The organism is Massilia terrae (genome assembly GCF_024753145.1).
Classification (GTDB): Bacteria; Pseudomonadota; Gammaproteobacteria; order Burkholderiales; family Burkholderiaceae_D; genus Telluria; species Telluria terrae.
Window position 1 is genome coordinate 288,488 of record NZ_JANUGU010000003.1, and the last position, 24,555, is coordinate 313,042.

The following is a 24,555-nucleotide window of genomic DNA, read 5'->3' on the forward strand; positions in this document are numbered from 1 at the left end:
CCTTGAACGCCGGCGTCCAGAATGCTCTCTTTGCAAAGCATCGGACGCGGAACATCAGGGCTATGATTGAACCTAAGGTACTGCCATTCAGGCGACTTAACCCATACAAGGGTCCGGTGACGGAAGATGTAATCGTGATCGACCGATTCGGAAACGCCATTCCCGTCTATCAGGGGCAGCGCCTGCGGGCTTCACCGAACAGCGATTTCCAGCAACTGATCGGTCTTGATGGAAGGGCAACTGGGGACCGGATGGATCGGGCCGGCCACCGTGGGCAAAGGGACCCTGCGGCGAGGCGCCCCCATGCGCACAGGCCGGGTTTTACGACATCCAAGGGCAATCCTCACTTGCCAATTGAACCGAAGTGGAGGTAACCGTGTCCAAGTTCACTTACAACGACATCGTCAGGATCAGGCAAGACTGCGAGCCAACCCTGCAACGCGGCAGGGCCTGGGTAGTCGGGGTCATTGATGAACGCGAAGGTGACTACTTCAACAAATTCCCGCCCGGCGTTGTCTACACGATCGAATTCGAGGACGGGTCCTCAACCGAAGTGCACGAGGGCAGCCTGGAATTTGACCCGTCCCAATTCGAGGAAGAATCCCCCGCCTTTGAAAGCGGCGAGGGACCACCGGGACTTTAGGACAGCCCGGCCTCGGCGCGCAGCAGCGCGGCCTTGTCGGTGCGCTCCCAGGTGAACTCCGGCTCTTCGCGGCCGAAGTGGCCGTAGGCAGCCGACTTGGCGTAGATCGGGCGCAGCAGGTCGAGCATCTGGACGATGCCTTTCGGGCGCAGGTCGAAATGCTCCATCACCAGGCGGGCGATCTGCTCGTCCGGGATCACGCCGGTGCCTTCGGTGTACACCGTGATGTTGATCGGCTTGGCCACGCCGATCGCGTAGCTGACCTGCACCTGGCACTGGCGCGCGAGGCCGGCGGCGACGACGTTCTTGGCGACGTAGCGGGCGGCGTAGGCGGCCGAGCGGTCGACCTTGGACGGATCCTTGCCGGAGAAGGCGCCACCGCCGTGCGGCGCGGCGCCGCCGTAGGTGTCGACGATGATCTTGCGGCCGGTCAGGCCGCAGTCGCCCTGCGGGCCGCCGATGACGAAGCGGCCGGTCGGGTTGACCAGGTAGCGGGTGCCGTTCAGCCATTCGCGCGGCAGGATCGGCTTGATGATCTCCTCGATCACGGCTTCCTCGATCTGCGAGTGCGACACTTCCGGCGCGTGCTGGGTCGACAGCACCACGGTGTCGACCGCGACCGGGCGGCCTTCGACGTAGCGCAGCGTGACCTGCGACTTGGCGTCCGGGCGCAGCCACGGCAGGCGGCCGTCCTTGCGCAGCTGCGACTGGCGTTCCACCAGGCGGTGCGCGTAGTGGATGGCGGCCGGCATCAGTTCCGCCGTCTCGTCGCAGGCGTAGCCGAACATCAGGCCCTGGTCGCCGGCGCCCTGGTCGAGGTCGATGCCGGCGCCTTCATCGACGCCCTGGGCGATGTCCGGCGACTGCTTGTCATAGCAGACCATGACCGCGCAGCCCTTGTAGTCGATGCCGAAATCGGTGTTGTCGTAGCCGATGCGCTTGATGGTGTTGCGCGCGACCTGAATATAATCGACGTTGGCGTGGGTGGTGATTTCGCCCGCCAGCACCACCAGGCCGGTGTTGCACAGGGTTTCGGCGGCCACGCGGGCGCGCGGGTCCTGTTCCAGGATGGCGTCGAGGATGGAATCGGAAATCTGGTCCGCGACTTTGTCGGGATGGCCCTCCGAGACGGACTCGGAAGTAAAGAGGTAGTCGTTAGACATGTAAGGCTCCGGATACTGGTCAGAATAAACATGCCGCAGCCACGGGTGCCTGCGACGCTTTAGCGATATTTATATTCCGCTTCGCAAGTTGTCTATTAACTCCGCGGATCCTGCTGGAAGTGGTATTTTACGCTGTTTTGAAATTTTGTTGAGCCGGTCACCCTCGGCTTGTATCCCGATCAATCGAATGCTCGTTCTCTTATTCCGCATCATTTCCGTCCTCCCTCTGCCTGTGCTACACGCCATGGGGGCGGCACTGGGCTGGCTGGTCTACCTCGCTTCCCCCTCGTATCGCCGGCGCATGCGCGCCAATCTTGAACAAGCCGGCTACGGCCAGCACCTGCATGCCGCCATCGCCGAATCGGGCAAGGCGATCACCGAACTGGCCTTCGTCTGGTGCGCCAAGCAGCAGCGCGTGGACCGCCATTGCCGCATGGAGAACTACGAACTGGTCCAGCGCACCCTCGACGCCGGCCAGGGCATCGTGTTCCTGACCCCGCACCTCGGTTGCTTCGAGCTGACCGCGCAGCAGGTCTCGCACCGGCAGGCGCTGACGGTGATGTACCGGCCGCCGCGCCAGGCCGCCCTGAAGCCGCTGGTGGAAGGCGCGCGCGCGCGCCAGAACCTGCGCCTGGCGCCGGCCAACCTGTCCGGCGTGCGGCAACTGGTGAAGTGCCTGAAGGGCGGCGAGCCGATCGGCATTCTCCCGGACCAGGTGCCGCAGGAAGGCGAAGGCGTGTGGGCGCCGTTCTTCGGTCGTCCTGCTTATACCATGACGCTGCCGGCCAAGCTCGCACTGTTGAGCAAAGGCGTGATCCTGCTGACCTATGCCGAACGCCTGCCGCGCGGACGCGGCTGGGTGATCCGCTTCGTGCCCTTCGAGGGCGAGCTGTCCGGCACCCAGGCCGAGCAGGCGGCGGCGATCAACCGGGCGATGGAGCAATTGATCGCGCGTTGCCCGGCCCAGTACTTCTGGAGCTACAACCGCTACAAGCGCCCGCAGGGCGTGGCCGCGCCCGAGGGCGAGGTGGCGGCATGAGGATCCTGATCGCGTTCATGTGGCTGCTGCATTGGCTGCCCTTGCCCATCCTCGGCCGGATCGGCGCCGCCATCGGCAGCCTGATGTATGTGGCGATCCCGAAACGGCGCAAGATCGCCCTGATCAACCTGCGCCTGTGCATGCCTGAGCTGTCGGAGCAGGAGCGGCGCCGCATCGCGCACCAGCATTTCCAGGACTATGCGCGCAGCATCCTGGAGCGCTCGATCCTGTGGTGGGCGCCGATCCCGCGCCTGAAGCGCCTGATGCACATCGAGCCGGCGGTGCCGCAGGCGGAGATGGAGAGCGGCCCGACCATCCTGCTGTGCCCGCATTTCGTGTGCCTGGACATCGCCGGCGTGGCCGCGCGCGTGATCCCGGTGTCGACCATCTACGCGCCGCAGTCGAACGAACTGTTCGACGCCATGCTGCGGCAAGGGCGCGAGCGCTTCGGGCCGGTGCGCCTGATCACGCGGCGCGAGGGCATCAAGCCGATCCTGCGCGCGCTGCGCGAGGGCCTGCCCTATTTCATGCTGCCGGACATGGATTTCGGCGAGAAGGACGCCGCCTTCGTGCCCTTCTTCGGGATTCCGGCGGCGACCCTGACCGCCCTGCCGCGGCTGGCCGCCACCGCGCGCGCCAAGGTGATCCCCGTGGTCGCGACCTTCATGCCCAATTACAAGGGCTGGCGCATCGTGTTCTACCCGAAGTGGGATAATTACCCGGGTGACGATATGATCGAGGCAACGCGGCGCATGAATACCTTCATCGAGGAGCGCGTGCGCGAAGCGCCTTCGCAATACTTCTGGACCCACAAACGCTTCAAGACCCGCCCGCCGGGCGAGCCGTCGTTTTACGATCTCTCAAAATGAAACTGAAATTCACCAAGATGCATGGCGCCGGCAACGATTTCGTTGTCATCGACGCGATCAACCAGCAGCTCGACCTGGGGCCGGAACAATGGCGGCGCCTGGCCGACCGCCGCTTCGGCGTCGGCGCCGACCAGATTCTGGTGGTCGAGAAGTCGGGCGAGCCAGGCGTCGATTTCCGCTACCGCATCTTTAATAATGATGGCGGCGAAGTGGAACAGTGCGGCAACGGTTCGCGCGCCTTCGTGCGTTTCGTGTTCGACAAGGGGCTGACGCGCGAGCGCAGCATCCGGGTGCAGACCATGTCCGGCGTGATCGCGCCGCGCCTGGAAGCCGACGGCAATATCACGGTCGACATGGGCGCGCCGCGGCTGGAGCCGGCCGAGGTGCCGTTCGACAGCAGCGGCCTCGCGGGCCAGGCGCAGGGGCGCGATACCCTGTGGCCGCTGGCGCTGGGCGCGGACGGAGAGGTGATGGTGTCGGTGGTTTCGATGGGCAATCCGCACGCGGTGCAGGTGGTCGGCGACGTCGATACGGCGCCGGTGGCCGAGACCGGGCCGCTGATCGAGCACCATCCGCGCTTCCCGAAGCGGGTCAACGCCGGCTATATGCAGCTGGTGGACCGCCATCACATCCGGCTGCGCGTGTTCGAGCGCGGCGCCGGCGAGACGCTGGCCTGCGGCACCGGATCGTGCGCGGCGGTGGTGGCGGGCATCCGCCGCGGACTGCTCGAATCGCCGGTGCGGGTCTCGGCGCGCGGCGGCGAGCTGTCCATCGCCTGGGCCGGCGAAGGCGAGCCGGTGTACCTGAGCGGGCCGGCGGTCACCGTGTTCGAGGGCGAGATCGAGATCTGAGCGGTGCGGGGCAGCCGCGGCAGATTCCCTGTTCAGATGCGCTTTCAGCACGTCGTCACGGCGCCGGCTCCTTGAGCTGAAATAAAGCAGCGCTATCTACAGCACGTCGTCCGGCGCAGGCTCGCCGATCTGGCAGAACCACAAACCCAAACACGTCGTCCCGGCGCGGGCGGATCAATGCCCCGGCATTGTCCATGGACCGCGTGACAGGATACGCAGCATGGGTCCCGGCGCCGGGACGACGGCATTCTGGCGGCTGGCGGTGCCGTCGAATGCGAGGATCGATGCCGACGGCCGCGGTCAGCCCGCAGGCGGCGCCAGCCCCACTCCGCCGACCGGCTCGGTCTCGAAGCGCTCGCCGAAGCCGGCAATCATCGGCCGCCCTTCGGCGATTGCGGCTCGCACGGCCGGCAAGGACAGCGAGGCCTTGTGGCTGGCCGGGCTGTCCCACACTTCCGTCACCCACAGCGCATCGGCGTCCGCGGCATCCTTGGCGACGATATAACTGATGCAGCCGGGCATTGCGCCGGTGGCCCGGGCCAGCAGGCCAGCCAGGGCGTCGCGCTTGCCGGGCACGCAGCGTATTTTTCCGATCAATCCATACATGGGCGAACCTTCGCGGTTGGCGGCCATCGTGTGCGCCATCACCGACGGCAAGGTGGCGAGGGCAGCCAGCGCGCTGCGTCGGGTGATGGGCACGGGCGGCCAGTTGGGGTGGGGACGGCGCCCAGTGTAGCGAGCGCTGTTGGATATCGCAACGGCGCCCATCCCCGCGCGGCCGGTCGTTCTCAGGCGGCAATATCATAGTCGAGCCCCTCGCCTTCGCCGATGGCCGCGCCGAGCAGCGTGCGCAGGCGGTACAGGCGCTGGCGGTAGTTGCCTTCCGGCCCGGCCGGACCACAGTCGATGTTGTCGAAAATGCCGGCGATCCGGTCCAGCGCCTGGCGCTCCGGTGCCGTCTCGACCACCACCAGGCGCCGCTTGCTGCGGCCGTAGCTGGCGCGGATGTCGATCACCAGGCAATGGCCGTGGTCCGCCGCCTTCACGTCCAGCAACAAAGCCTCGGCCCGGCTCAGCCCGAACAGCGCCGCCAGTTCGAGCCGCGCCGCCAGCAGCGGGTGGGTCTCGGCCAGCCCCGGCGGAGCGGCGGCCAGCTGGCCGGTGCCGATGCCGGCCGGAAGGCGCGGCGCGATCTTGCGCAGCGCGGCGGCGGCATCCGCACAGCCCTGGCCGGCCGCCTTCTGCAACCAATAAATGGCGCGCACGTCGTTGTTTTCGTTTTCGCGGCGCGCCCGCCAGGCATGCAGCCCGCATTCGAGCTGGGCTGCCCGGTAGCCCATTTCGGCCGCCTGCTGCAGGTATTTCTGGGCATCGGCCACGTTGCGCTGGGAAAACTCCGGCTTGAGGTAGATACGCGCGAGCGCGTACCAGGCTTCCGGCAAGTTTTGCTCGCCGGCCAGCAGCAGCCAGCGGATGGCTTTTTTGAAGTTGGCCGAGCCGGCGCCCGCCGCCACCCGTTTGCCATCGACCTGCATGCGGGCGTACCACAGCCCCAGCGCGAGCTGGGCATGGCGGTCGTGCTCGGCGCCGGCCAGTTCCCAGAAACGCTGCAGTTCGCCCGGCGACAGCTGGTGCGCGGCGCTGCCGGCGGCCGCCCGTGCGCAGCGCGACAGCAGCCGCACTTCGTCCGGGGCCAGCCGCGGCCCGGCCCGGCCGCGCGCCTCCACCGCCTGCAGCACCGCCCGCGCCAACGGCAGGGCGCGGGCAAGATAGGCGGCGTGCTTGCCCTGGGCCCAATCCTGTTCCAGCACGGCAAACCGGGCTTGCGCCACGCCGGAGTCGGCCGCGCGCCGCAGCCAGCCCTGGGCCGCGGCCGGCTGGGCCGGCAACCCGGCGGCGACGGCGGGCGCGGCGCCTGGACCAGGCGCCCCCTCGGCCGCGCCATGCTGGCGCGCCAGCAGCCACTGGGCCTCGGCGAAGCCGGCGCGCGCCGCGTCTTCCAGCGCGCGGGCGGCGCGGGCCCGCACCGCCGGCCGCGGCGGCACCGGCTGGGCCAATACCAGCTGCGCATACACCAGCGCGGCGCGCGCGCTGCCGTCGTCCCAGGCCCGCTCGTACCAGGCGGCGACCGGACGCTGGCTTTGCTGCGCCAGCTCGAGCGGGATGTGGCTGCCGATGAGTTGCCATGCCTCGGCGCAATCTTGCTGCGCGGCACGGTCAAGCCAGTGCAGGGCCGTGGGCAGGCTCTTCGGCAGCCCGGCGCTGCCGAACAGGTACAGCTTGCCCAACTCCAACTGCGCGCCGGCCCGACCGGCACGCGCACTACGGATCACCGCAAGTTCCTCACGATTCGCCATCGCATCAACTCGCTTCAGTGTCTGTGGGAAACAGCGGCGCGCGGATTTAACAATCGGGCGCCGCCGGCAGGGCTTTCTGGATGGGCGCAAGTCTAAGCCCCGCCTGCCGGCGATTCGATTGAAAGCCCGGGCGCGCTTGATTTCGCACAAACCCCGGAGCGGTGCACGCGGCGTCCGCGCAAGCCCGAAAAACGGCCTCAACTGCACCGAAAACGGGCAGATTCCGGCCTTTTCCGCATCGACGTGCGTTTCGAAAATACAACAGCACGATTCGTTTTATTGGCTTTCCACCAAGTGCACAGGCCATAATTGACAAATCCGACAATCTTGATGCACGGAGCATTTAAGGTGCAGGGACGAATTTGGTCTTCACCGGGATGCCCGCAATGCACAGAGGATTACCGCTTTTTTCTTAACAAGGACACGAATACATGAAAAAATCACTGATGGCACTGGCCTTCCTGGGCGCATTCGCCGGTGTGGCACATGCACAGACCGCAGTGCAGATCTACGGCAACCTGGACGCAGGCTTCATCAAGGACACCGACAAGACCCTGAGCATCGGCAAGCGCGCCGCCAACACCCTGGGCTTCAAAGGCACCGAAGACCTGGGCAACGGCCTGAAAGCACTGTTCCAGCTGGAAATCCGCTACGAGCCGGACACCGGCACCGTCGAGTCGAACTCGCGTCCGCTGTTCCAGGGCCAGAGCCGCGTCGGCCTGCAGGGTGACTTCGGTATGGTCCGCCTGGGCCGTGGCCTGACCCCGATGCAGGAAACCATCGGCGCGTTCGAGCCGTGGCACGGCCTGCCGACCTCGGCCGGTTTCTACACCGACGTCGAAGTCGCCGGCTACACCTCGCAGCCGCTGGATCCGGCCGGTTCGTCGAACAACCGCTGGTCGAACGGCTTCTGGTACAACAGCCCGGCCAACCTGTGGGGCGGTTTCCAGGTCAACGCAGCCGTGGCAACCAAGGAAGCCAACGGTGGCGCCGCCCTGGTCGGCACCGGCACCTCGACCGCGCCGCAATACCCGGCCAACAGCGAAGCTTCGGCCAACCCGTTCTCGCTGTCGGCAACCTACAACAACGGCCCGGTGTCGGCGATGGCCGCCTACGAGCGTAACGCTGTCGAGACCAAGTTCTGGTCGCTGGGCGGCGCGATCAACGCCACCCCGGACCTGAAGCTGATGGCAACCTACGCTCGTCAAGACCAGGGCCACACCTTCGCCTTCAACCCGCGCACCAAGGCATGGGTGCTGGGTGCACAGTACTCGGTCGGCCCGGGCAAGGTGCTGGCTGGTATCGGTTCGAAGAACCCGGACGGCGCGCCGAAGACCAAGCAGTTCTCGCTGGGCTACGAGTACAGCCTGTCGAAGCGTACCTACGTGTACGTGGACGCATCGCGCAAGAAAGACATCACCGGCGCGACCCACCTGCTGTCGAATCCGTCGACCGTCAACCACTACGACGTGGGCGTGAACCACTCGTTCTAAGTTGACTTAGACCGCCGGGGCAGCGCCCCCGGCAGCGAAGACCACCGCAAGGGCGGGCACGGGAAACCGTGCCCGCCCTTGGCGTTTCTGGGCCCTGTGTGATTTGCGCAACCAGCTTGCCGGCTGGTGCGGACTGTCGAGACAAGCTGCTGACGCCGCTCAAAGGAGCGTGCGCGGCGGTTCCAATGAACGCAATTCGGGAGATGCCATGAAACAGATAGCCCTCGCCGCCCTGCTGGGCGCCGGCTGCAGCGGCGCCGCGCTGGCCCAGTCCACCGTCCAGATCTACGGCGTCGCCGACGCCGGCGTCATGTGGCAGCGCGGCGGCACCACCAAGATCATCAGCGGCGGCGCCGACGGCTCGCGCCTCGGCTTCAAGGGCAGCGAGGAGCTGGGCGGCGGCTACAAGGCCGTGTTCAACATCGAGGCCCGGGTCGAGCTCGATACCGGCCTGCAGTTCCCGACCATCCTCAACGACAAGCAGGGCCTGTACCTGACGCGCGGCATGGACCTGCTGCCGCCCGCCGTCCTGCAGGCCGTGCGCGGCGCCACCCAGCCGCCCGGCGGGCTCGCCGTCAACCCGCAGAAGGCGCTGTTCGACCGCACCTCGATGGTCGGCATGATCACCCCCTACGGCGCCTTCCTGCTGGGGCGCCTGTACACGCCGGAATACGAGGTGTTCGCCGCCGCCGACACCTTCGAGGCCGGCACCGCCGGCACCTGGGGCGGCATCCTGTACGGCACCGGCGGCTACACCGTGATCCCGTCCGACATCCGCTCCTCGCGCTCGCTCGAATACCGGATCGTGCACCCGAGCGGCTTCGGCGCCGTGCTGATGGTGTCCAGCAAGGGTTCCGGCTACCTCGAACGCTACAACAAGTTCTACGGCGTTAACGTCACCTACAAGAACCGGGGCTGGGACGTCGGCATCGGCTACAACCACGGCTACGACCAGCAGGACGCGCCCAGCCTGCGCACGGCCACCGCCGGCGGCTCCTGGAGCTGGGGCGACTACCGCTTCTTCGCCGGCGTGCACTACGAGCGCAACACCAACTCGCCGCTGATGCAGGACTACATCCTCGGCTGGGACAGCCTGGTCGCGCCCCAGCTGGCGCCGCTCGGCGCGGCCACCGCCGGCTTCCTGCGCAATGTCTTCATTCGCAACATCTTCGCCAACACCGAGCAGAACGCGATCAGCGTCCAGGCCGGCGTGCAGTACCGCTATGGCCCGGGCAAGATCCTGGCCTCGGTCGCGCACCAGAACGACCGCACCTCAGGCGATTCCGACGCCACCCTGTACGCGCTCGGCTACGATTATTTCGTCTCGCGCCGCACCGACCTGTACGCCGTCGGCGCCTTCATCGACAACCGCAAGTGGGCCCAGTTCTCGCCCGCCAGCGGCGGCGTGCCAGGCGGCTTCACGCGCCATCCGGGCGACAACGGCGGGGCGCTGCAGGTGGGCATCCGGCACCGCTTCTGAGCGCGCCATGACATCTTTCCCGGCCGCCATTTTTCTGCCCGCCCGGAGCAGGCAGTCGGTTAGAATTGCGGACATCTCATACTCGCCGCCTTATCCAATGACCGCACTGGACGCCAACGCCGTCGCCCAATACCTGGCCGACCATCCGCACTTTTTCGACGACTACGCCGGCCTGCTGGGCGAAGTGCGGCTGGCCAGTCCGGTCACCGGACGCGCGGTGTCGCTGCAGGAGCGCCAGATGGAAGTCATGCGCGACAAATACCGCGCGCTGGAGCTGCGCCTGGCCGAGCTGGTCCGGGTCGCGCAGGACAACGCGGCGATCGCCAACCGCTTCCACGCCTGGAACCAGATCCTGCTCACCTCGCGCGACCTGGCCACGCTGCCGCGCGCGCTGGCCGACGGCCTGGCCAGCAAGTTCAACGTCCCGCAGGTCACCTTGCGCCTGTGGAACACCAAACCGGAACATGCAGGCGCCTGGTTCACCGAAGACGTGTCGGACGACGCCCGCATCTTCGCCGGCAGCCTGCGCGCGCCCTACTGCGGCCCGAACCGGGATTTCGAAGCCGTGCGCTGGCTCGGTGACGCCGCGGCCGTGCGCTCGGTCGTGATCCTGCCGCTGGCCAGCGGCGACAGTACCTTCGGCCTGCTGATCCTCGGCTCGCCCGACCCCGACCGATTCAGCGCGCAGATGGGCACCGACTTCCTGGTCCACATCGGCGAAACCGCCAGCGCCGCGCTGGCGCCGCTCGTGGCCTGAGATGGACACGCCCGCGGGCCAGCCGGACTGGGTGCAACGCTACCTGGGCGAGCTGGCCACGCAGCGCCAGCTGTCCGCGCACACGGTGGCGGCCTACCGCCGCGACCTGGCCGAGCTGGCCGTGCTGGCCGTGCTGGCCGGCCACCATGACTGGGCCCGCCTGACCCATTTCGACATCCGCCGCTGCGCCGCCAAACTGCACGCCGGCGGCCAGCAACCGCGCACCATCGCGCGCAAGCTGTCCGGCTGGCGCGGCTTCTTCGACTGGCTGGCGCCGCGCGCCGCGCTGGCCGCCAATCCGGTACAGGGCGTGCGCGCGCCCAAGCGCGCCAAGACTTTGCCGAAGGCGCTGTCGGTCGACGACGCCGTGCAGCTGATGGAAGCGAACAAGCAGGCCCATCCGGAACCCTTCGAGCTGTGCAACCAGGCCATGTTCGAACTGCTGTATTCCAGCGGCCTGCGGGTGTCCGAGCTGGCCGGCCTCGACCTCGAATTCGCCCCCGCCGCGCGCGGCCGCGCCGCCTCGCTCGGCTGGCTCGACCGCGCCGCGCAGGAGGTGGTGGTCACCGGCAAGGGCAACAAGCAGCGCCGCGTGCCGGTGGGCGAGCCGGCGCTGGCCGCGATCGCGGCCTGGCTGGCGGTGCGCCCGCCGGCGCGCGACGGCAGCGCCGCCCTGTTCCTGTCGGCGCGCGCCACCCGCATCACGCCGCGCGTGGTGCAGCAGCGCCTGAAGCAGCATGCGATCCGCGCCGGCAGCCCGGTGCACGTGCACCCGCACGTGCTGCGCCACTCCTTCGCCTCGCACGTGCTGCAATCGTCCGGCGACCTGCGCGCCGTGCAGGAACTGCTGGGCCACGCCAGCATCACCTCCACCCAGGTCTATACCGCGCTCGACTTCCAGCACCTGGCCGCCGTGTATGACCGCGCCCACCCGCGCGCCAAGCCGAAGTAAGCAGTGCGCTTGACCTGCATCAAGCTGATGTAGTGTTGATGGTAGGGTGGCAGGTTTTGCGGCATAATCGCTCGATTACCCTGGCCGCGGACGGCTGCAATTGAAGAGTTAGCGAAACATGGAATTGATCCCCACCACCATCCTCACCGGCTTCCTCGGCGCCGGCAAGACCACCCTGCTCAACCGCATCCTGCGCGAGCAGCACGGCCTGCGCATCGCCGTCATCGAGAACGAATTCGGGCAGGAGAACATCGACAACGAAATCCTGGTGCAGGACAGCGGCGAGCAGATCGTGGAAATGAACAACGGCTGCATCTGCTGCACGGTGCGCGGCGACCTGATCGTGGCCCTGGGCACCCTGGCCGACAAGCGCCTGCGCGGCGAGCTCAACTTCGACCACGTGGTGATCGAGACCACCGGCCTGGCCAATCCCGGCCCCGTGGCCCAGACCTTCTTCGTCGATGAAGGCGTCGGCAGCGCCTACCTGCTGGACGCGGTGGTGACCGTGGTCGACGCGCGCCACGGCATGCAGCAGCTGGACGAGCACGAGGAAGCCCAGCGCCAGGTGGGCTTCGCCGACAAGATCCTGCTGTCCAAGCTCGACCTGGTGACGCCGGAACAGCAGGAAGCGCTCAAGGCGCGCATCCGCCGCATCAACCCGCGCGCCCCGATCTCCACCTCGGACTTTGGCCGCGCCCCCATTTCGGACGTGCTCGACCTGCGCGGCTTCAACCTGAACGACAAGCTGGAGATCGATCCCGCCTTCCTCAAGGAAGAAGAGGACGAGCACGAACACGGCCCCCACTGCGGCCACGACCATGAGCACGGCGCGCATTGCGATCATGCGCACCATCGCCATGACCACCACCACGCCCACCACAGCGACGACATCGCCGCCTTCGTGTACAAGAGCGACCGGCCGTTCGACCCGGCGCGCCTGGACGAGTTCCTTGGCGGCCTGGTCAATGTGTTCGGCCCGCGCATGCTGCGCTACAAGGGCGTGCTGTGGATGGAGGGCGCCGACCGCAAGGTGGTGTTCCAGGGCGTGCACCAGATGATGGGCAGCGACCTTGGCGCCAAGTGGTCCGACGGCGAGCCGCGCGGCAGCAAGATGGTCTTCATTGGCAAAAATTTACCAAAGGACGTATTTATCTCCGGATTGGAACAATGTTTGGTATAAACTATCCCGGTTTTGCGGTGCGCGCATCATCGCAGCCATGACCGGGACCGAGCGCATCGCCTTTGTTTGACGACTGAAATGCCGACTCGCCGGCGGGGCGAGGATAAGACATCGGGATGCCAACATGAAGGAAACCGTAAGCAAGACCGCAAAAAAAACTGGTGGAGCAAGCCCCGCCCCCCGCAAGACGGCCCTGACGGCCAAGGCGGCGCCTGCGGCCACGAGCAAAGCCAAAGCCAAGCCGGCTTCCCGCCCGGCCACCAGCAGGGCGGCGGCACCGAACGCAGCTGCGGCCAAGACGGCTGCAACGAAAGCGGTCAAGGCCGCCGCGCCAAAAGCGCCGGCCAAGACCAGCACCAAGACTCGCGCCGCCACGGCCAGCGCTCCAAAAGCGGCGCCGGCAGCGAAAGCGGCACCGGCCAAGGCATCGGCCGCGGCAGTAAAAGCAGTCAAGGCGCCGGCCAAAACCGCCCCGGCGGCGGACAAGCCGCGCAGCACCAAACAGAAGGCCGCGGCCGTATCGCCAACGGCCAAGGCAGGCAGCGGCAACGCGGCCGCCACCAGCGCACGCAAGAGCGTGGCGCCGGGGGGCAAGGCCGAGTTAGCTGATAAAATGGAAACCCCTGTCGTATCAAAGGTAAGTGAAGTCATGACTAAAACCACCAAACCGAATACTGCCGCCCAGGCCGAAGATCGCATCTTGACGGAAGACGAGATTCGGGCCATGAGCGACAATGACTACATGAACCCGGCCCAGCTCGCCTTCTTCAAGGCCAGGCTGCAGGCGCTGGAAAAAGAACTGCTCAAGAACGCCGGGGAAACCACCGAACACCTGCGCGAAACCGTGCTCGTGCCGGATCCGGCCGACCGCGCCACCATCGAGGAAGAACACGCGCTGGAACTGCGCACCCGCGACCGCGAGCGCAAGCTGCTCAAGAAGGTGCAGCAGTCGCTGGCCTCGATCGAATCGGGCGAATACGGCTGGTGCGAAGAGACCGGCGAGCCGATCGGCATCCCGCGCCTGATCGCGCGCCCGACCGCCACCCTGTCGCTGGAAGCGCAGCAGCGCCGCGAACTGAAGCAGAAGCTGTACGGCGACTGAGCCGCCAGGGCATCCCGCACCGAAAGCATGCGGCCGGCGCCGCATGCTTTTTTTGTCGCCGCCCGCGGGCCAAGCATGCGAAATTCTTGCCTATCAGATACACTTAGCGGGGCAGCCTGTGCATGCACATGCCGGGCTTAATTAACGGGACAAGATTTGGGCCTTTTCGACTTCCTGAAGAAAAATCCGGAGCCATCGGCCAGCGCGCCGGTGCCGCGCCGCACGGCCGACGCCGGCGCGCGCGTGGCGCCCGGGCCGCGTACCGTGTCGCCCAATACGGTCGCCCCGAATACGGTGGCCCCGAACACCGTCGCGCCGAACAGCGTGGCCCCGCGCCCGGCCGGGTCGCGCCACGCCGCGCCGGCCGGCCAGCGTCCGCCCGCGCACGGCCCCGCCACCCAGCGTGGCGCCGCCCCGCGCGAGCGCGCCGGCGGCGCCAGCCGCTACGACAGCGAGGAAGCGCGTGCGCGCCAGCGCGAGATCGCGCGCGCCACCGCCGCCAAGATCGACGCCATCGAAATGGAAATGGCGGCCGATATGTTCAACGACCTGCCGACCTGGAAAAGCAACACCGCGCGCCGCGCGCCGACTCCGGTGGCCGGACCGCAATCCTATGAATTCGGGACCCAGGGCGCCGGCCTGCCGCCGATCCCGCCGGTGGCGGAAGCGGCCGCCGTGATCTACGCCAACGGCGACAGCCAGACCGCCGAGCGCACCCTGCGCGGCAGCCTGATCGGCGACGGCCGCAACCAGCGCATGACCTGGTGGATGCTGCTCGACCTGTACCAGGCCGGCGGCCGCGAGCAGGATTTCGAAAGCATCGCGATCGACTACGCGATCCACTTCGAGACCTCGCCCCCGGTGTGGAAGAAGGAAGCGGCCAGCGCGCCCCAGCAGTTCGCCGGCGTCACCCCGACCGAAGCCTTCGCCGGCATGCTCGGCGCCACCATCCAGCCCCAGCTGCAGCGCCTGCGCGACTGCAGCGCCAGCAGCCCCGTGCTGCGCCTGGAATTCGGCGGCGTGCGCGGCGTCGCGCCGGAAGGCTGCGCCGCCCTGCTCGACGGCCTGCGCGCCCTGCGCGCCACCCGCAGCGAACTGGTGCTGGGCAGCGCCGACACCCTGCTCGCCGTGCTGCGCCCGATGCTCACCATCGGCAACCGCGGCGCCAGCCAGATCCCCTGGCTGCTGGTGCTGGAACTGCTGCAGCTGACCGACCGCGCCAAGGAATTCGAAGAAACGGCGATGGATTTCCGCGTCACCTTCGAAGCCGAGCCGCCGCCGTTCACCGCGCGCCTGCGGGTCGCCACCGCCGCCACCAGCACCGTGGCCGGCGACCGCTTCATGCTGCCGGTCACGGTCGAAGGCGAATCCGCCGAGCTGCTGGCCTCGATCGAAACCTATGCGCGCAGCGCCACCCCGGCCCTGCTCGACTGTTCGCGGCTGGCGCGCCTCGACTACAAGGGCGCCGAAGCCCTGCAAGGAAAGTTGCGTGCGCTCAAGACCGCAGGCCGCCAGATCGAGCTGCGCGACGTGAACCACCTCGTGGCGCCGCTGCTGCGCCTGCTCGGCGCGGGCGACAGCGCGCGCCTGTACGCCAACAAGTACTGACGAGCCCGGGCAGCTCGACAAATCCGCCCGACCGTCTTGCATTTGGCGCGGCCATCCCCACCTGCGGATGGCTGAACAACCAAGAGGCAAAGAATGGAACAATTTCACGGCACCACCATCGTGAGCGTGCGCCGCGGCGCCCAGGTCGCCCTCGGCGGCGACGGTCAGGTGACTCTCGGCAACGTCGTCATGAAGGGCTCGGCGCGCAAGGTGCGCACCCTGTACCAGGGCAAGGTCCTGTGCGGCTTCGCCGGCGCCACCGCCGACGCCTTCACCCTGCTCGACCGTTTCGAGGCCAAGCTGGAAAAACACCAGGGCAACCTGCTGCGCGCCTCGGTCGAGCTGGCCAAGGACTGGCGCACCGACCGCATGCTGCGCAAGCTGGAAGCGATGCTGCTGGTCGCCGACCGCGAGAAGACCCTGATCCTGACCGGCAACGGCGACGTGCTCGAACCCGAGGACGGCATCGGCGCCATCGGCTCCGGCGGCGTGTACGCGCAGTCGGCGGCCAAGGCGCTGCTGGAGAACACCGAGATGGCGCCGGCCGAGGTGGTCAAGAAAGCCCTGACCATCGCCGGCGAGCTGTGCATCTACACCAACCTGTCCCACATCATCGAAACGCTCGAGTAAGCGGCCCGCACCATGAACATGACACCCCAGGAAATCGTTTCCGAACTGGACAAGCACGTGGTCGGCCAGGCCAAGGCCAAGCGCGCCGTCTCGATCGCCCTGCGCAACCGCTGGCGCCGCCAGCAGGTCGAGGAGCCGCTGCGCCACGAGATCACGCCCAAGAACATCCTGATGATCGGCCCGACCGGGGTCGGCAAGACCGAGATCGCGCGCCGCCTGGCCAAGCTGGCCGACGCCCCCTTCATCAAGATCGAAGCGACCAAGTTCACCGAAGTGGGCTACGTCGGGCGCGACGTCGACACCATCGTGCGCGACCTGATCGACATCGGCATCAAGCAGACCCGCGCCACCGAGATGAAGAAGGTGCGCCAGCGCGCCGAGGACGCCGCCGAGGACCGCGTGATCGACATCCTGGTGCCGCCGCCGCGCGACTTCGGCTTCAACGTCGCCGCCGACGGCGCCAAGGAAGCCGACACCACGCGCCAGACCTTCCGCAAGCGCCTGCGCGAGGGCCTGCTGGACGAGCGCGACATCGAGATCGAAGTGGCCGAGGCCGGCCCCAACATGGAGATCATGGCGCCGCCCGGCATGGAAGAGATGACCGAGCAGATCAAGAGCATGTTCGCCGGGGTCGGCGCCGGCCGCAAGAAGCCGCGCAAGATGAAGATCAGGGAAGCGCTCAAGGTGCTGGCCGAGGAGGAAGCGGCGCGCCTGATCAACGACGAGGAGCTCAAGCAGAAGGCGATCGCCAACGTCGAGCAGAACGGCATCGTGTTCCTCGACGAGATCGACAAGATCGCCGCACGCGCCGAGCATGGCGGGGCCGACGTCTCGCGCGCCGGCGTGCAGCGCGACCTGCTGCCGCTGGTCGAGGGCACCACGGTCAACACCAAGTACGGCATGATCCGCACCGACCACATCCTGTTCATCGCCTCGGGCGCCTTCCACCTGTCCAAGCCCTCGGACCTGATTCCGGAGCTGCAGGGGCGTTTCCCGATCCGGGTCGAGCTCGAATCGCTGTCGATCGATGATTTCGTCAGCATCCTGACCTCGACCGACGCCAGCCTGACCAAGCAATACCAGGCCTTGCTGGCGACCGAAGGCGTGCAGCTGGAGTTCGCGCAAGACGGCATCCATCGCCTGGCCGAGATCGCGTTCTCGGTCAACGAGCGCACCGAGAACATCGGCGCGCGGCGCCTGTACACGGTGATGGAAAAGCTGCTCGAAGAGATCTCCTTCACCGCGGCGGGCGCGAGCGGCAAGACGGTCACCGTCGACACGGCCTACGTCAACGAGCGCCTGGACAAGCTGGCGGTGAACGAAGACCTGTCGCGTTATGTGCTGTAATTCGGGGCTGTAGCGAGGCGAAGGCATGGCGAACAAGGCTCTGGCCACCCGGCAGAAGATGCGCTTGCTCGCCAAGCCCGGCCCGCCCACGCCCATCGGCAAGCCGCGCAATCCGTTTGCCGGCTTCGCCAAGAACCGTTCGGCTGGCGCGCACGTGAAGACCGAGGCCGCCCAGCGTGCCGAGGCCAAGCGGGCGCTGAAGAAGGTGCCGCTCAAGGCCGAGGACGACGAGTAAGGCTATTGTCCGCACGTCGTCCCGGCGCAGGCCGGGACGACAGTTGAAGTGATTGGTGACTTTTAGCTTGGCCGCCTGCGGACGCCCACACCGGGCGCCCGCGATCAGGCCATTCTTGCTGCGCGCCAGCGCCCGGCTGGCGGCGGAATCGGGAGAGTGGGCACGTCCTGTGCCCACCGCGCTGGGACAGCCCATGTCCTGTCCAGCGCATGGATGCAGTCTCCACAGTTCAGCCGGCTTGCGCCAGCGGCTTGTGCGAAGTACCGCCTCGTTGTACATTCGGTACAGCCTGACAGTACCGATTCCCTTCAACGAGGTCCCATGAGCTCTCCCGAACTAATCCTGGACGTGCTGCGCGCCGAACTGCGCGGCGCCGGCATCACCTACAAGGCCCTGGCCGAGCGCATCGGCATGAGCGAGTCCTCGGTCAAGCGCATGTTCGGGCAAAAGGATATGGCGCTGACCCGGCTGGCGCAGATCTGCACCGCCTGCGGCATCGCGCTGGAGGACGTGCTGCGCCGCGCCGCCGACTCGCGCGCCGCCGCCGACACCCTCACCCTGCTGCAGGAAAAATCGCTGGTCGCGCAGCCGCAGCTGCTGCTGGTGGCGATCTGCTGCCTCGGCCACTGGAGCCTGGAGCAGATGGTCGAGACCTACCGCATCAGCACCACCGAGTGCATCCGTTACCTGGCCGAGCTGGACCGGCTGGGCCTGATCGAGCTGAAGCCGCTCAACCGCTACAGCATGCGCGTCTCGAACGCCTTCCGCTGGCTGCCGGACGGGCCGGTGCAGCAGTTCTTCCGCGAGCATGTGGTGGCGGATTATTTCAGCGGCCGTTTCGACGGCCAGGGGGAAGCCTTGATGTGCCTGCCGGCGCGGCTGTCCCTGTCGAGCGCGCACGAGCTGGCGCACAAGCTGCACCAGCTGGCCGGCGACCTCGCCCGCATGCACCGCAACGACCGGCGCCTGGCGCCGGAGGAGCGCGATGGGTTCACCTTGCTGCTCGGGTTCCGGTCGTGGGAGTTTGCGGCGTTCACGGCGCTGCGGCGCTAATGGCGCAGCGCGCGCTCCAGACAGACCGTCGTTCCCGCGCAGGCGGGAACCCCATTTTGCGAGCAGGCCACCGCGATTTAACGTAGCGGTACGCGTGCAAAATGGGATTCCCGCGTGCGCGGGAATGACGATCTCTCTTAGAACGACATGTGGGCAGCGCTACCAGATCGGGCCGAGATACAGATACAAGGTCCGGTCCCCATCTTTCGTCGCCCCTGCCCCGAAATACGCCGGCCCAAACCGCGTATCCAGCGACAGGAACGCACTCCCCGCCTGTTTGACCGTATTCGCGCGCAGCGGATGCACACCGTTGTACGCGCCGCCCGCCTCCAGCGAAAAGCCCAGGTGCACGGTGCCGCCGATGGTGAGCGGCAGCGCGCCGATGCGCCGCGCCAGCACCACCCGCCCGAATGCGATGCCCTGCCCCTCGACCGAATCGGCCGGGGTGCCGGAGATGCGCAGGAAGCCGCCCAGGCTGAGCGGCGCCGAGCCGCGCTGCGCGCGCGCCCACTCCGCGTACACGTGCCCGGCCCAGTTGGTGGTGTGCACCGCCGCCATCGCCGCCACCGAGGACCGCGCCAGCGACGTCGGTTGCGACCGGCTGGCCGGCGAGCGCTCGACCGTCGCATCCAGCAGCACGCCGCGGGTCGGGAAGGCCAGCGAATCGAGCGTGTCGACCCGGTAGCGGACGAAGTGCGTGGTGTCGTACACGTAGGCAGCCGGCTGGTCGGCCTGCGGGATCAGGGTCTGCACCCGCGCGCGCTGGCGCGTCGCGCCCAGCTGCAGGTCGCCCCAGTCGCCCAGCTCGCGCCCCAGCACCGCGGTCGCGCCAAAGCTGTCGAGACCCGTGCGCGCCACCCGCCGCCCTTCCGAAAACAGGTCGCTCGACTGCGAGCCGTACTGCAGCGACGGCGCCACATACCATGTCGAACCCGGCGACAGCGGCTGCCAGAACTGGGTGCCGAGCGCGCGCTGGTCGCCCACCCGCAGCACGCTGCGCAGCTCCGCGCCGGAATCGTTGATCGACGAGCGCACGTGCATCAGCTTGAGCGCGAAACTGTTGGCGTCGTTGAAGTCGCTGCCCAGCTCCAGCCCGACCCGCACGCGGCTGTTGGCCCAGCTGGCCTCGGTCGCGCGCACGGTGACGTCGCGCTGGCCATCGGCTTCGCGGATGTCGGTCTCGACCCGCTCGACGTCGCCGCGCCCGTACAGGCGGTCGGCGCGGCGCACGATCTCGGCCTGGCTCAGCGCCTCGCCCTCCTTCAGGCCCGACTGCTTTTCCAGCGCCTTCGGATTGATGCGGCCGACGCTCTCGACCTCGACCCGGCGCAGCGGCAGCGCGGGATCGAAGGCCGACGGCGCCGCCAGCCGGTGGTGTTCGAACTGCGCGTACTGCTCCGGCGTCACCGCCAGCGGCAGCAGGCGCGCGGCCAGCTGGCGCGCGGCCTGCTCGCCGGCGGCGATGGCCTGGCCGGCGCGCGCGAAGTCGAGGAAGCCGGTGCCGTCCAGCTTGGGCGCAATCAGCACGTCCTGCGGCTTGAGCTCCTTGAGCGAGCGCTGCACGTTCTGCTCGGTCAGGATGTTGAGCATCTGCTGGGCCACGCCGACCGCGGTGCCGAGCGACTTCTCGGGCGCCAGCGGGGTACCGACGTTGACCGCGATGACGATGTCGGCGCCCATCTCGTGTGCCATGTCGACCGGCAGGTTGCGCACCAGGCCGCCGTCGGCGACGAGGTGGCCGGCGACCCGCACCGGCGCGAACACCCCCGGCACCGCCAGCGAGGCGCGCATCGCGGTGAACAGCGGCGCCTTCGCCAGCTCGACCAGCTGGCCGGTGACGAGGTCCGAGGCCACCGTGCGGAACGGCAGCGCCAGCTGGTCGACCGGGGTCTCGCGCGTGCCCGGCGGCAGTAGCCGGCCCATGGCCTGCTCCAGCGTGGCATTGCTGGCGGCGGAAGGCGGCGAGGTGACGCCCTCATCATGGTGCACGCCGAACTCGATCCGGGACGGCAGCAGCTGGTCTTCCTCGCGGCGCCGGAACACCAGCGTGTCGCGCGAGGGCCGGTCGGCGATCACGTCTTCCCAGTCGGTGTTGCGGGCCAGGTCCTCGATCTGCGCGACCGGCGTGCCGGCCGCGTAGGCGCCGCCGATCACGCCGCCCATGCTGGTGCCGACCACGATGTCGATCGGCACCCGCATCTCCTGCAGCACGCGCAGCACGCCGATGTGGGCGAAGCCGCGCGCGCCGCCGCCGGACAGCACCAGCGCGACGCGCGGCCGCGGCGGCGCCGCATCGGGCGCGGCGAAAGCTGAAAACGAGAGGAAGAAGACCGCGCACGCCGCCAGCAGGCGCTGGCGCTGGCGGCGCCGGGAATGGCGCGTCAAGGCGTCAGCGCGACGTCGGCGGCTGGACGTTGGGCGAGCGGATCGGCTGCGGCATCTGCACCGGCGCCGACGGCGTCCCGACCGGCGTGACCGAGGAACCGGGCGGATTGACGGGGGCGCCCGGGGTGATGGCGGCAGGCGGCGACACCGGTGCGGTGGTGGCCGGCCGCGCGACCTGCGGCACCGGCCCCATGTTCAGCGGCGGATTGGTGGCCGACGGCGGCGGCGGCGCCTGGTCGTGCGCGCCGACCTCGCCATGGCCGGCTTCGACGCCGGCGTCCATCTGCGGTTCCGGCACCGAAGTCATGGGAGCCGGGGCCGCCGCGGCGGCAGCGCCGCCCATCGGGGTGGCGGCCTTGGTGTCCGGCGCCAGCTCGATGCGCTTCATGACGCCGCCGTCGGACAGCATCACGAAGCGCGGGTGCACCTCGGTCACCGACACGCCCGGCGCCAGCTCCTTGCCGATCGCCAGCGCCTTGGCCGGCGCGCCATTGGCCGAGATGATCGCCACGCTGCGCGCGCCGTCGGCGATCACGCCGGTCAGCGTGTAATTGGCCGCGACCTCGGTCGCAGCCTGGCCGCCGAACAGGGTGGCGGCGGCGTCCATGCCGGGATCGGGCAGCGCCGCCACCGGCGCCGCCGCCAGCGGACGCTGCGGCGGTTTGTAGAACTGCAGAACCCAGTAGGCGATCGAGGCGGCCAGCGCGATCAGGGCAACCAGGGTCAGGACGATGGGCAGACGCTTCATTAGGTTCCTCGTTAGCGCACGAGCTGGTTGATTTCGATGATGGGCATGAGCACGGCCAGCACGATCAGCAGCACCACCAGGCCCATGGCCAGGATCAGCACCGGCTCGAGCAGGCCAGCGATGGTGAGGGTGCGCCGTTCGAGGTCGGCCTGCTGGGCGTTGGCGGCCCGCTCCAGCATCTGCGGCAGTTCGCCGGTGATCTCGCCGGCGCGGATCATGTGCACCAGCATCGGCGGGAAGTGCTTCTGCGCCGACAGCGCGCGCGCCAGGCTGACGCCTTCGCGCACGCTGCCGGTGGCCTGCTCGACCAGGTTGCGCATGGCGACGTTGGACAGGGTGTCGCGGCTGGTGTCGAGCGCGCGCAGGATCGGCACGCCGGAGCCGGTGGTGATCGCCAGCGTGCTGGCGAAGCGCGCCGTGTTCATGCTGCGCTCGAACTTGCCGTAGATCGGCGCGTCCAGCAGCCAGGTATGCCAGCGCAGCTTGAGCGCCGGGTTGCGCAGCGCGCGCCGCCACAGCCAGAAGGCGCCCGCGATCAGGATGCCGACGTAGATACCGTAGGCGCGCACGAAGTTCGACACCGACAGCATCACGATGGTCAGGAAGGGCAGCTTCTGCTTGGTGTTGGCGAACACCGACACGATCTGCGGCACCACGTAGGTGAGCAGGAAGATCACGATCGCAAACGCGACGAAGGTGACGATGGCCGGATAGGTGAAGGCCAGGCGCACCTTCTGCACCAGCGCGTTGCGGCGTTCGATGTAGTCGGCGAGGCGCGACAGCACCCGCGCCAGTTGGCCGATCTGTTCGCCCGAGGCGACCAGCGCGCGGTAGATCTCGGCGAAGTCGCGCGGGTGGCGCGACAGCGCGGCCGAGAACGAGGCGCCGCCGATCACTTCCGAACGGATCGAGGCGATCAGGTCGCGCAGGTAGGGCCGCTCGGCCTGTTCCAGCAGCGCGGTGAAAGCCTGCTCCAGCGGCAGGCCCGCTTCCAGCAGGCTGGCCAGCTGGCGCGTGAACAGCGCCAGCTCGTTCTGCGACAGCCGCTCGCCGAAGCCGCGGCTCCTCGCCGCGCCGGCCGCATCCACCTGGGCCGCGATGGCCTCGACCGTGATCGGGGTCAGGCCCTGGGTGCGCAGGTCGGCGCGCGCCGAGCGCGGGCTGTCGGCGTTGACCACGCCCTTGCGGGTGGCGCCGCCGGCGTCGACGGCTTCGTAGCGAAATGCCGGCATCGGGTCAGTCCTTGGTCACGCGCAGCAGCTCGGCCTGCGTGGTGACGCCTTCGCGGATCCAGCGCTCGCCGTCCTCGCGCATGGTCTGCATGCCGCTCTTCAGCGCGGTATCGCGGATCTCGGACTCGGCCGCCTGGTTGTGGATCTGGCTGCGGATCTGGTCGGTGGTCTCGAGCAGCTCGTAGACCCCGACCCGGCCCTGGTAGCCGGTGTGGCCGCAGCGCTCGCAGCCGACCGCGTGCCAGCTCTGGCCGTCGAACTTCTTGCAGTAGGGGCAGAGCTTGCGCACCAGGCGCTGCGCCATCACGCCCAGCAGCGAAGACGACAGCAGGAAGGGCTCGATGCCCATGTCCAGCAGGCGCGTGACGGCCGAAGCAGCGTCGTTGGTGTGCAGGGTCGCCAGCACCAGGTGGCCGGTGAGCGAGGCCTGCACCGCGATCTGCGCGGTTTCCAGGTCGCGGATCTCGCCGATCATGATCACGTCCGGGTCCTGGCGCAGGATCGCGCGCAGGGCCTTGGCGAAGGTCATGTCGATGCGGGCGTTGACCTGGGTCTGGCCGATGCCGGGCAGGTCGTACTCGATCGGGTCTTCCACCGTCATGATGTTGGTGGCGGTCGCGTTCAGGCGCGACAGCGCGGCGTACAGCGTGGTGGTCTTGCCGGAACCGGTGGGGCCGGTGACCAGCACGATGCCGTGCGGCTGGTTGATCAGCTTGTCGAACTGCGGCAGCAGGGTGTCGCTCATGCCGAGGTGGCCGAGGTCGAGGCGGCCGGCTTCCTTGTCCAGCAGACGCAGCACCGCGCGCTCGCCGTGGCCGGTGGGCAGGGTCGAGACGCGCACGTCGACCGGCTTGCCGCCCACGCGCAGGGTGATGCGGCCGTCCTGCGGCAGGCGCTTCTCGGCGATGTCGAGCTGCGACATGATCTTGATGCGCGAGATCAGCGAGGCGTGGATCGCCTTGCGCGGCCGCACGATGTCGCGCAGCGCGCCGTCGATGCGGAAACGCACCACGGAAGTCTGCTCGAAGGGTTCGATGTGGATGTCGGACGCGCCCTCGCGCAGCGCTTGCGTCAGCAGCGCGTTGATCATCCGGATCACCGGCGCGTCGTCGGACGATTCGAGCAGGTCCTCGATGGCCGGCACGTCCTGCAGCAGCTTGGTCAGGTCGAGCTCGCTGTCGAACTCGTCCACCATTTGCGAGGCGTCGCCGCCGGCCGAGGCGTAGGCATTCGCGATCGCTTCGTCGAGTTCGCTGCGCTCCATGCGGCGCAAGGCGATGCGCCCGAAGCGGCGCGACACCTCGGCGATCGCGGCCGGCGCGGTGGCCGGCGACACCAGCACTTCGACGCTCTGGCCGGGGTCGCCGTTGGAACGCGCCAGCACCGCGTGGTCGCGCGCAAAGGCATAGGGCAACAGGTTGTTCATCTCAC

General features: G+C 68.2%; 23 protein-coding genes. 15 read left to right on the forward strand and 8 right to left on the reverse strand.

Annotated elements, in window-relative coordinates:
• The first annotated feature begins 376 nt into the window (after window positions 1-376).
• A complete protein-coding gene (locus NX778_RS12150; RefSeq protein WP_258812003.1) occupies window positions 377-643 on the forward strand; it encodes a hypothetical protein in 267 nt (88 codons plus the stop codon).
• Here the strand turns inward: NX778_RS12150 and metK are convergent.
• Entirely contained in the window at window positions 640-1,806 is a 1,167-nt protein-coding gene (metK, locus tag NX778_RS12155) for a methionine adenosyltransferase (protein WP_258812004.1), read from the reverse strand. The two genes, NX778_RS12150 and metK, sit on opposite strands and share 4 nt — an antisense overlap.
• 187 nt (window positions 1,807-1,993) lie before the next feature.
• On the opposite strand from metK, the gene NX778_RS12160 reads away from it, so the two are divergent.
• The 3 genes from NX778_RS12160 to dapF are packed head-to-tail and all read left to right on the forward strand — an operon-like array spanning window position 1,994 to window position 4,565.
• On the forward strand, window positions 1,994-2,845 hold the full coding sequence (locus tag NX778_RS12160; RefSeq protein ID WP_258812005.1) for a lysophospholipid acyltransferase family protein: 852 nt from the start codon (window positions 1,994-1,996) through the stop codon (window positions 2,843-2,845).
• Window positions 2,842-3,714 (forward strand): LpxL/LpxP family acyltransferase, encoded by an 873-nt coding sequence (locus NX778_RS12165; RefSeq protein ID WP_258812006.1) that lies wholly within the window; start codon window positions 2,842-2,844, stop codon window positions 3,712-3,714. The genes NX778_RS12160 and NX778_RS12165 overlap by 4 nt, the downstream gene beginning before the upstream one ends.
• Window positions 3,711-4,565 carry a diaminopimelate epimerase gene (gene dapF, locus NX778_RS12170; RefSeq protein WP_258812007.1) on the forward strand — a complete coding sequence of 285 codons (855 nt, stop codon included), beginning with the start codon at window positions 3,711-3,713 and terminating at the stop codon, window positions 4,563-4,565. Before NX778_RS12165 ends, dapF begins: the two co-directional genes overlap by 4 nt.
• Before the next feature lie 300 nt (window positions 4,566-4,865).
• On the opposite strand, the gene NX778_RS12175 is transcribed toward dapF, so the two are convergent.
• The gene (locus NX778_RS12175; RefSeq protein ID WP_258812008.1) at window positions 4,866-5,264 is read right to left on the reverse strand and encodes a putative quinol monooxygenase; all 399 of its coding nucleotides are present in this window, start codon (window positions 5,262-5,264) and stop codon (window positions 4,866-4,868) included.
• 89 nt (window positions 5,265-5,353) lie between these two features.
• Window positions 5,354-6,922 carry a hypothetical protein gene (locus NX778_RS12180; protein WP_258812009.1) on the reverse strand — a complete coding sequence of 523 codons (1,569 nt, stop codon included), beginning with the start codon at window positions 6,920-6,922 and terminating at the stop codon, window positions 5,354-5,356.
• A gap of 431 nt (window positions 6,923-7,353) precedes the next feature.
• Between NX778_RS12180 and NX778_RS12185 the strand changes: the two genes are divergently transcribed.
• From NX778_RS12185 to NX778_RS12205, 5 genes are all read left to right on the forward strand, one after another.
• Window positions 7,354-8,415: a porin gene (locus NX778_RS12185; RefSeq protein ID WP_258812010.1), complete on the forward strand. Its 1,062-nt coding sequence runs from the start codon at window positions 7,354-7,356 to the stop codon at window positions 8,413-8,415.
• A gap of 208 nt (window positions 8,416-8,623) precedes the next feature.
• Window positions 8,624-9,895 carry a porin gene (locus tag NX778_RS12190; RefSeq protein ID WP_258812011.1) on the forward strand — a complete coding sequence of 424 codons (1,272 nt, stop codon included), beginning with the start codon at window positions 8,624-8,626 and terminating at the stop codon, window positions 9,893-9,895.
• A 97-nt stretch (window positions 9,896-9,992) separates the two neighbouring features.
• Window positions 9,993-10,652, forward strand: coding sequence for a DUF484 family protein (locus tag NX778_RS12195; RefSeq protein WP_258812012.1), 660 nt, complete (start codon window positions 9,993-9,995; stop codon window positions 10,650-10,652).
• Window position 10,653: 1 nt separating this feature from the next.
• Window positions 10,654-11,604: a tyrosine recombinase XerC gene (gene xerC, locus NX778_RS12200; RefSeq protein WP_258812013.1), complete on the forward strand. Its 951-nt coding sequence runs from the start codon at window positions 10,654-10,656 to the stop codon at window positions 11,602-11,604.
• Between the two features lie 118 nt (window positions 11,605-11,722).
• Window positions 11,723-12,784 carry a CobW family GTP-binding protein gene (locus NX778_RS12205; RefSeq protein ID WP_258812014.1) on the forward strand — a complete coding sequence of 354 codons (1,062 nt, stop codon included), beginning with the start codon at window positions 11,723-11,725 and terminating at the stop codon, window positions 12,782-12,784.
• Here the strand turns inward: NX778_RS12205 and NX778_RS24585 are convergent.
• Window positions 12,737-13,435 carry a hypothetical protein gene (locus NX778_RS24585; protein ID WP_307728021.1) on the reverse strand — a complete coding sequence of 233 codons (699 nt, stop codon included), beginning with the start codon at window positions 13,433-13,435 and terminating at the stop codon, window positions 12,737-12,739. The two genes, NX778_RS12205 and NX778_RS24585, sit on opposite strands and share 48 nt — an antisense overlap.
• Before the next feature lie 73 nt (window positions 13,436-13,508).
• Here NX778_RS24585 and dksA point away from each other — a divergent pair, with 73 nt between their 5' ends.
• The 6 genes from dksA (at window position 13,509) to NX778_RS12235 (ending at window position 18,759) form a co-directional block, all read left to right on the forward strand.
• On the forward strand, window positions 13,509-13,886 hold the full coding sequence (dksA, locus tag NX778_RS24590; RefSeq protein WP_307728022.1) for an RNA polymerase-binding protein DksA: 378 nt from the start codon (window positions 13,509-13,511) through the stop codon (window positions 13,884-13,886).
• Window positions 13,887-14,042: 156 nt separating this feature from the next.
• Complete coding sequence (locus NX778_RS12215; protein ID WP_258812016.1) at window positions 14,043-15,494, forward strand: hypothetical protein; 1,452 nt, start codon at window positions 14,043-14,045, stop codon at window positions 15,492-15,494.
• Window positions 15,495-15,587: 93 nt separating this feature from the next.
• Window positions 15,588-16,124 carry an ATP-dependent protease subunit HslV gene (gene hslV / locus NX778_RS12220; protein WP_258812017.1) on the forward strand — a complete coding sequence of 179 codons (537 nt, stop codon included), beginning with the start codon at window positions 15,588-15,590 and terminating at the stop codon, window positions 16,122-16,124.
• A 12-nt stretch (window positions 16,125-16,136) separates the two neighbouring features.
• A complete protein-coding gene (gene hslU / locus NX778_RS12225; protein ID WP_258812018.1) occupies window positions 16,137-17,471 on the forward strand; it encodes an ATP-dependent protease ATPase subunit HslU in 1,335 nt (444 codons plus the stop codon).
• 25 nt (window positions 17,472-17,496) lie between these two features.
• On the forward strand, window positions 17,497-17,706 hold the full coding sequence (locus tag NX778_RS12230) for a hypothetical protein (protein WP_258812019.1): 210 nt from the start codon (window positions 17,497-17,499) through the stop codon (window positions 17,704-17,706).
• A 321-nt stretch (window positions 17,707-18,027) separates the two neighbouring features.
• Window positions 18,028-18,759: a helix-turn-helix domain-containing protein gene (locus NX778_RS12235; protein ID WP_258812020.1), complete on the forward strand. Its 732-nt coding sequence runs from the start codon at window positions 18,028-18,030 to the stop codon at window positions 18,757-18,759.
• A 159-nt stretch (window positions 18,760-18,918) separates the two neighbouring features.
• Here NX778_RS12235 and NX778_RS12240 read toward each other — a convergent pair whose 3' ends face one another.
• From NX778_RS12240 to gspE, 4 genes are read right to left on the reverse strand one after another with little or no spacing between them, the layout of a single operon-like run.
• Window positions 18,919-21,144, reverse strand: coding sequence for a patatin-like phospholipase family protein (locus NX778_RS12240; RefSeq protein WP_258812021.1), 2,226 nt, complete (start codon window positions 21,142-21,144; stop codon window positions 18,919-18,921).
• Window positions 21,145-21,148: 4 nt separating this feature from the next.
• Window positions 21,149-21,892, reverse strand: a complete 744-nt coding sequence (locus tag NX778_RS12245; protein WP_258812022.1) for a type II secretion system protein N — start codon at window positions 21,890-21,892, stop codon at window positions 21,149-21,151.
• Window positions 21,893-21,903: 11 nt separating this feature from the next.
• Window positions 21,904-23,124, reverse strand: coding sequence for a type II secretion system inner membrane protein GspF (gene gspF, locus NX778_RS12250; RefSeq protein WP_258812023.1), 1,221 nt, complete (start codon window positions 23,122-23,124; stop codon window positions 21,904-21,906).
• 4 nt (window positions 23,125-23,128) lie between these two features.
• Complete coding sequence (gspE, locus tag NX778_RS12255; protein ID WP_258812024.1) at window positions 23,129-24,550, reverse strand: type II secretion system ATPase GspE; 1,422 nt, start codon at window positions 24,548-24,550, stop codon at window positions 23,129-23,131.
• Window positions 24,551-24,555 lie beyond the last annotated feature (5 nt).

Excerpts from the sequence above, each read along its gene's own strand:
- NX778_RS12160 (WP_258812005.1), top strand. The coding sequence starts at position 1,994 with ATGCTCGTTCTCTTATTCCGCATCATTTCCGTCCTCCCTCTGCCTGTG.
- NX778_RS12205 (WP_258812014.1), top strand. The coding sequence starts at position 11,723 with ATGGAATTGATCCCCACCACCATCCTCACCGGCTTCCTCGGCGCCGGC.
- hslV (WP_258812017.1), top strand. The coding sequence starts at position 15,588 with ATGGAACAATTTCACGGCACCACCATCGTGAGCGTGCGCCGCGGCGCC.
- NX778_RS12165 (WP_258812006.1), top strand. The coding sequence starts at position 2,842 with ATGAGGATCCTGATCGCGTTCATGTGGCTGCTGCATTGGCTGCCCTTG.
- NX778_RS12190 (WP_258812011.1), top strand. The coding sequence starts at position 8,624 with ATGAAACAGATAGCCCTCGCCGCCCTGCTGGGCGCCGGCTGCAGCGGC.
- NX778_RS12185 (WP_258812010.1), top strand. The coding sequence starts at position 7,354 with ATGAAAAAATCACTGATGGCACTGGCCTTCCTGGGCGCATTCGCCGGT.
- metK (WP_258812004.1), bottom strand. The coding sequence starts at position 1,806 with ATGTCTAACGACTACCTCTTTACTTCCGAGTCCGTCTCGGAGGGCCAT.
- gspF (WP_258812023.1), bottom strand. The coding sequence starts at position 23,124 with ATGCCGGCATTTCGCTACGAAGCCGTCGACGCCGGCGGCGCCACCCGC.
- xerC (WP_258812013.1), top strand. The coding sequence starts at position 10,654 with ATGGACACGCCCGCGGGCCAGCCGGACTGGGTGCAACGCTACCTGGGC.
- dksA (WP_307728022.1), top strand. The coding sequence starts at position 13,509 with ATGAGCGACAATGACTACATGAACCCGGCCCAGCTCGCCTTCTTCAAG.
- NX778_RS12180 (WP_258812009.1), bottom strand. The coding sequence starts at position 6,922 with ATGGCGAATCGTGAGGAACTTGCGGTGATCCGTAGTGCGCGTGCCGGT.
- NX778_RS12195 (WP_258812012.1), top strand. The coding sequence starts at position 9,993 with ATGACCGCACTGGACGCCAACGCCGTCGCCCAATACCTGGCCGACCAT.
- gspE (WP_258812024.1), bottom strand. The coding sequence starts at position 24,550 with ATGAACAACCTGTTGCCCTATGCCTTTGCGCGCGACCACGCGGTGCTG.
- NX778_RS12245 (WP_258812022.1), bottom strand. The coding sequence starts at position 21,892 with ATGAAGCGTCTGCCCATCGTCCTGACCCTGGTTGCCCTGATCGCGCTG.
- NX778_RS12230 (WP_258812019.1), top strand. The coding sequence starts at position 17,497 with ATGGCGAACAAGGCTCTGGCCACCCGGCAGAAGATGCGCTTGCTCGCC.
- hslU (WP_258812018.1), top strand. The coding sequence starts at position 16,137 with ATGAACATGACACCCCAGGAAATCGTTTCCGAACTGGACAAGCACGTG.
- NX778_RS12235 (WP_258812020.1), top strand. The coding sequence starts at position 18,028 with ATGAGCTCTCCCGAACTAATCCTGGACGTGCTGCGCGCCGAACTGCGC.
- dapF (WP_258812007.1), top strand. The coding sequence starts at position 3,711 with ATGAAACTGAAATTCACCAAGATGCATGGCGCCGGCAACGATTTCGTT.
- NX778_RS24585 (WP_307728021.1), bottom strand. The coding sequence starts at position 13,435 with ATGACTTCACTTACCTTTGATACGACAGGGGTTTCCATTTTATCAGCT.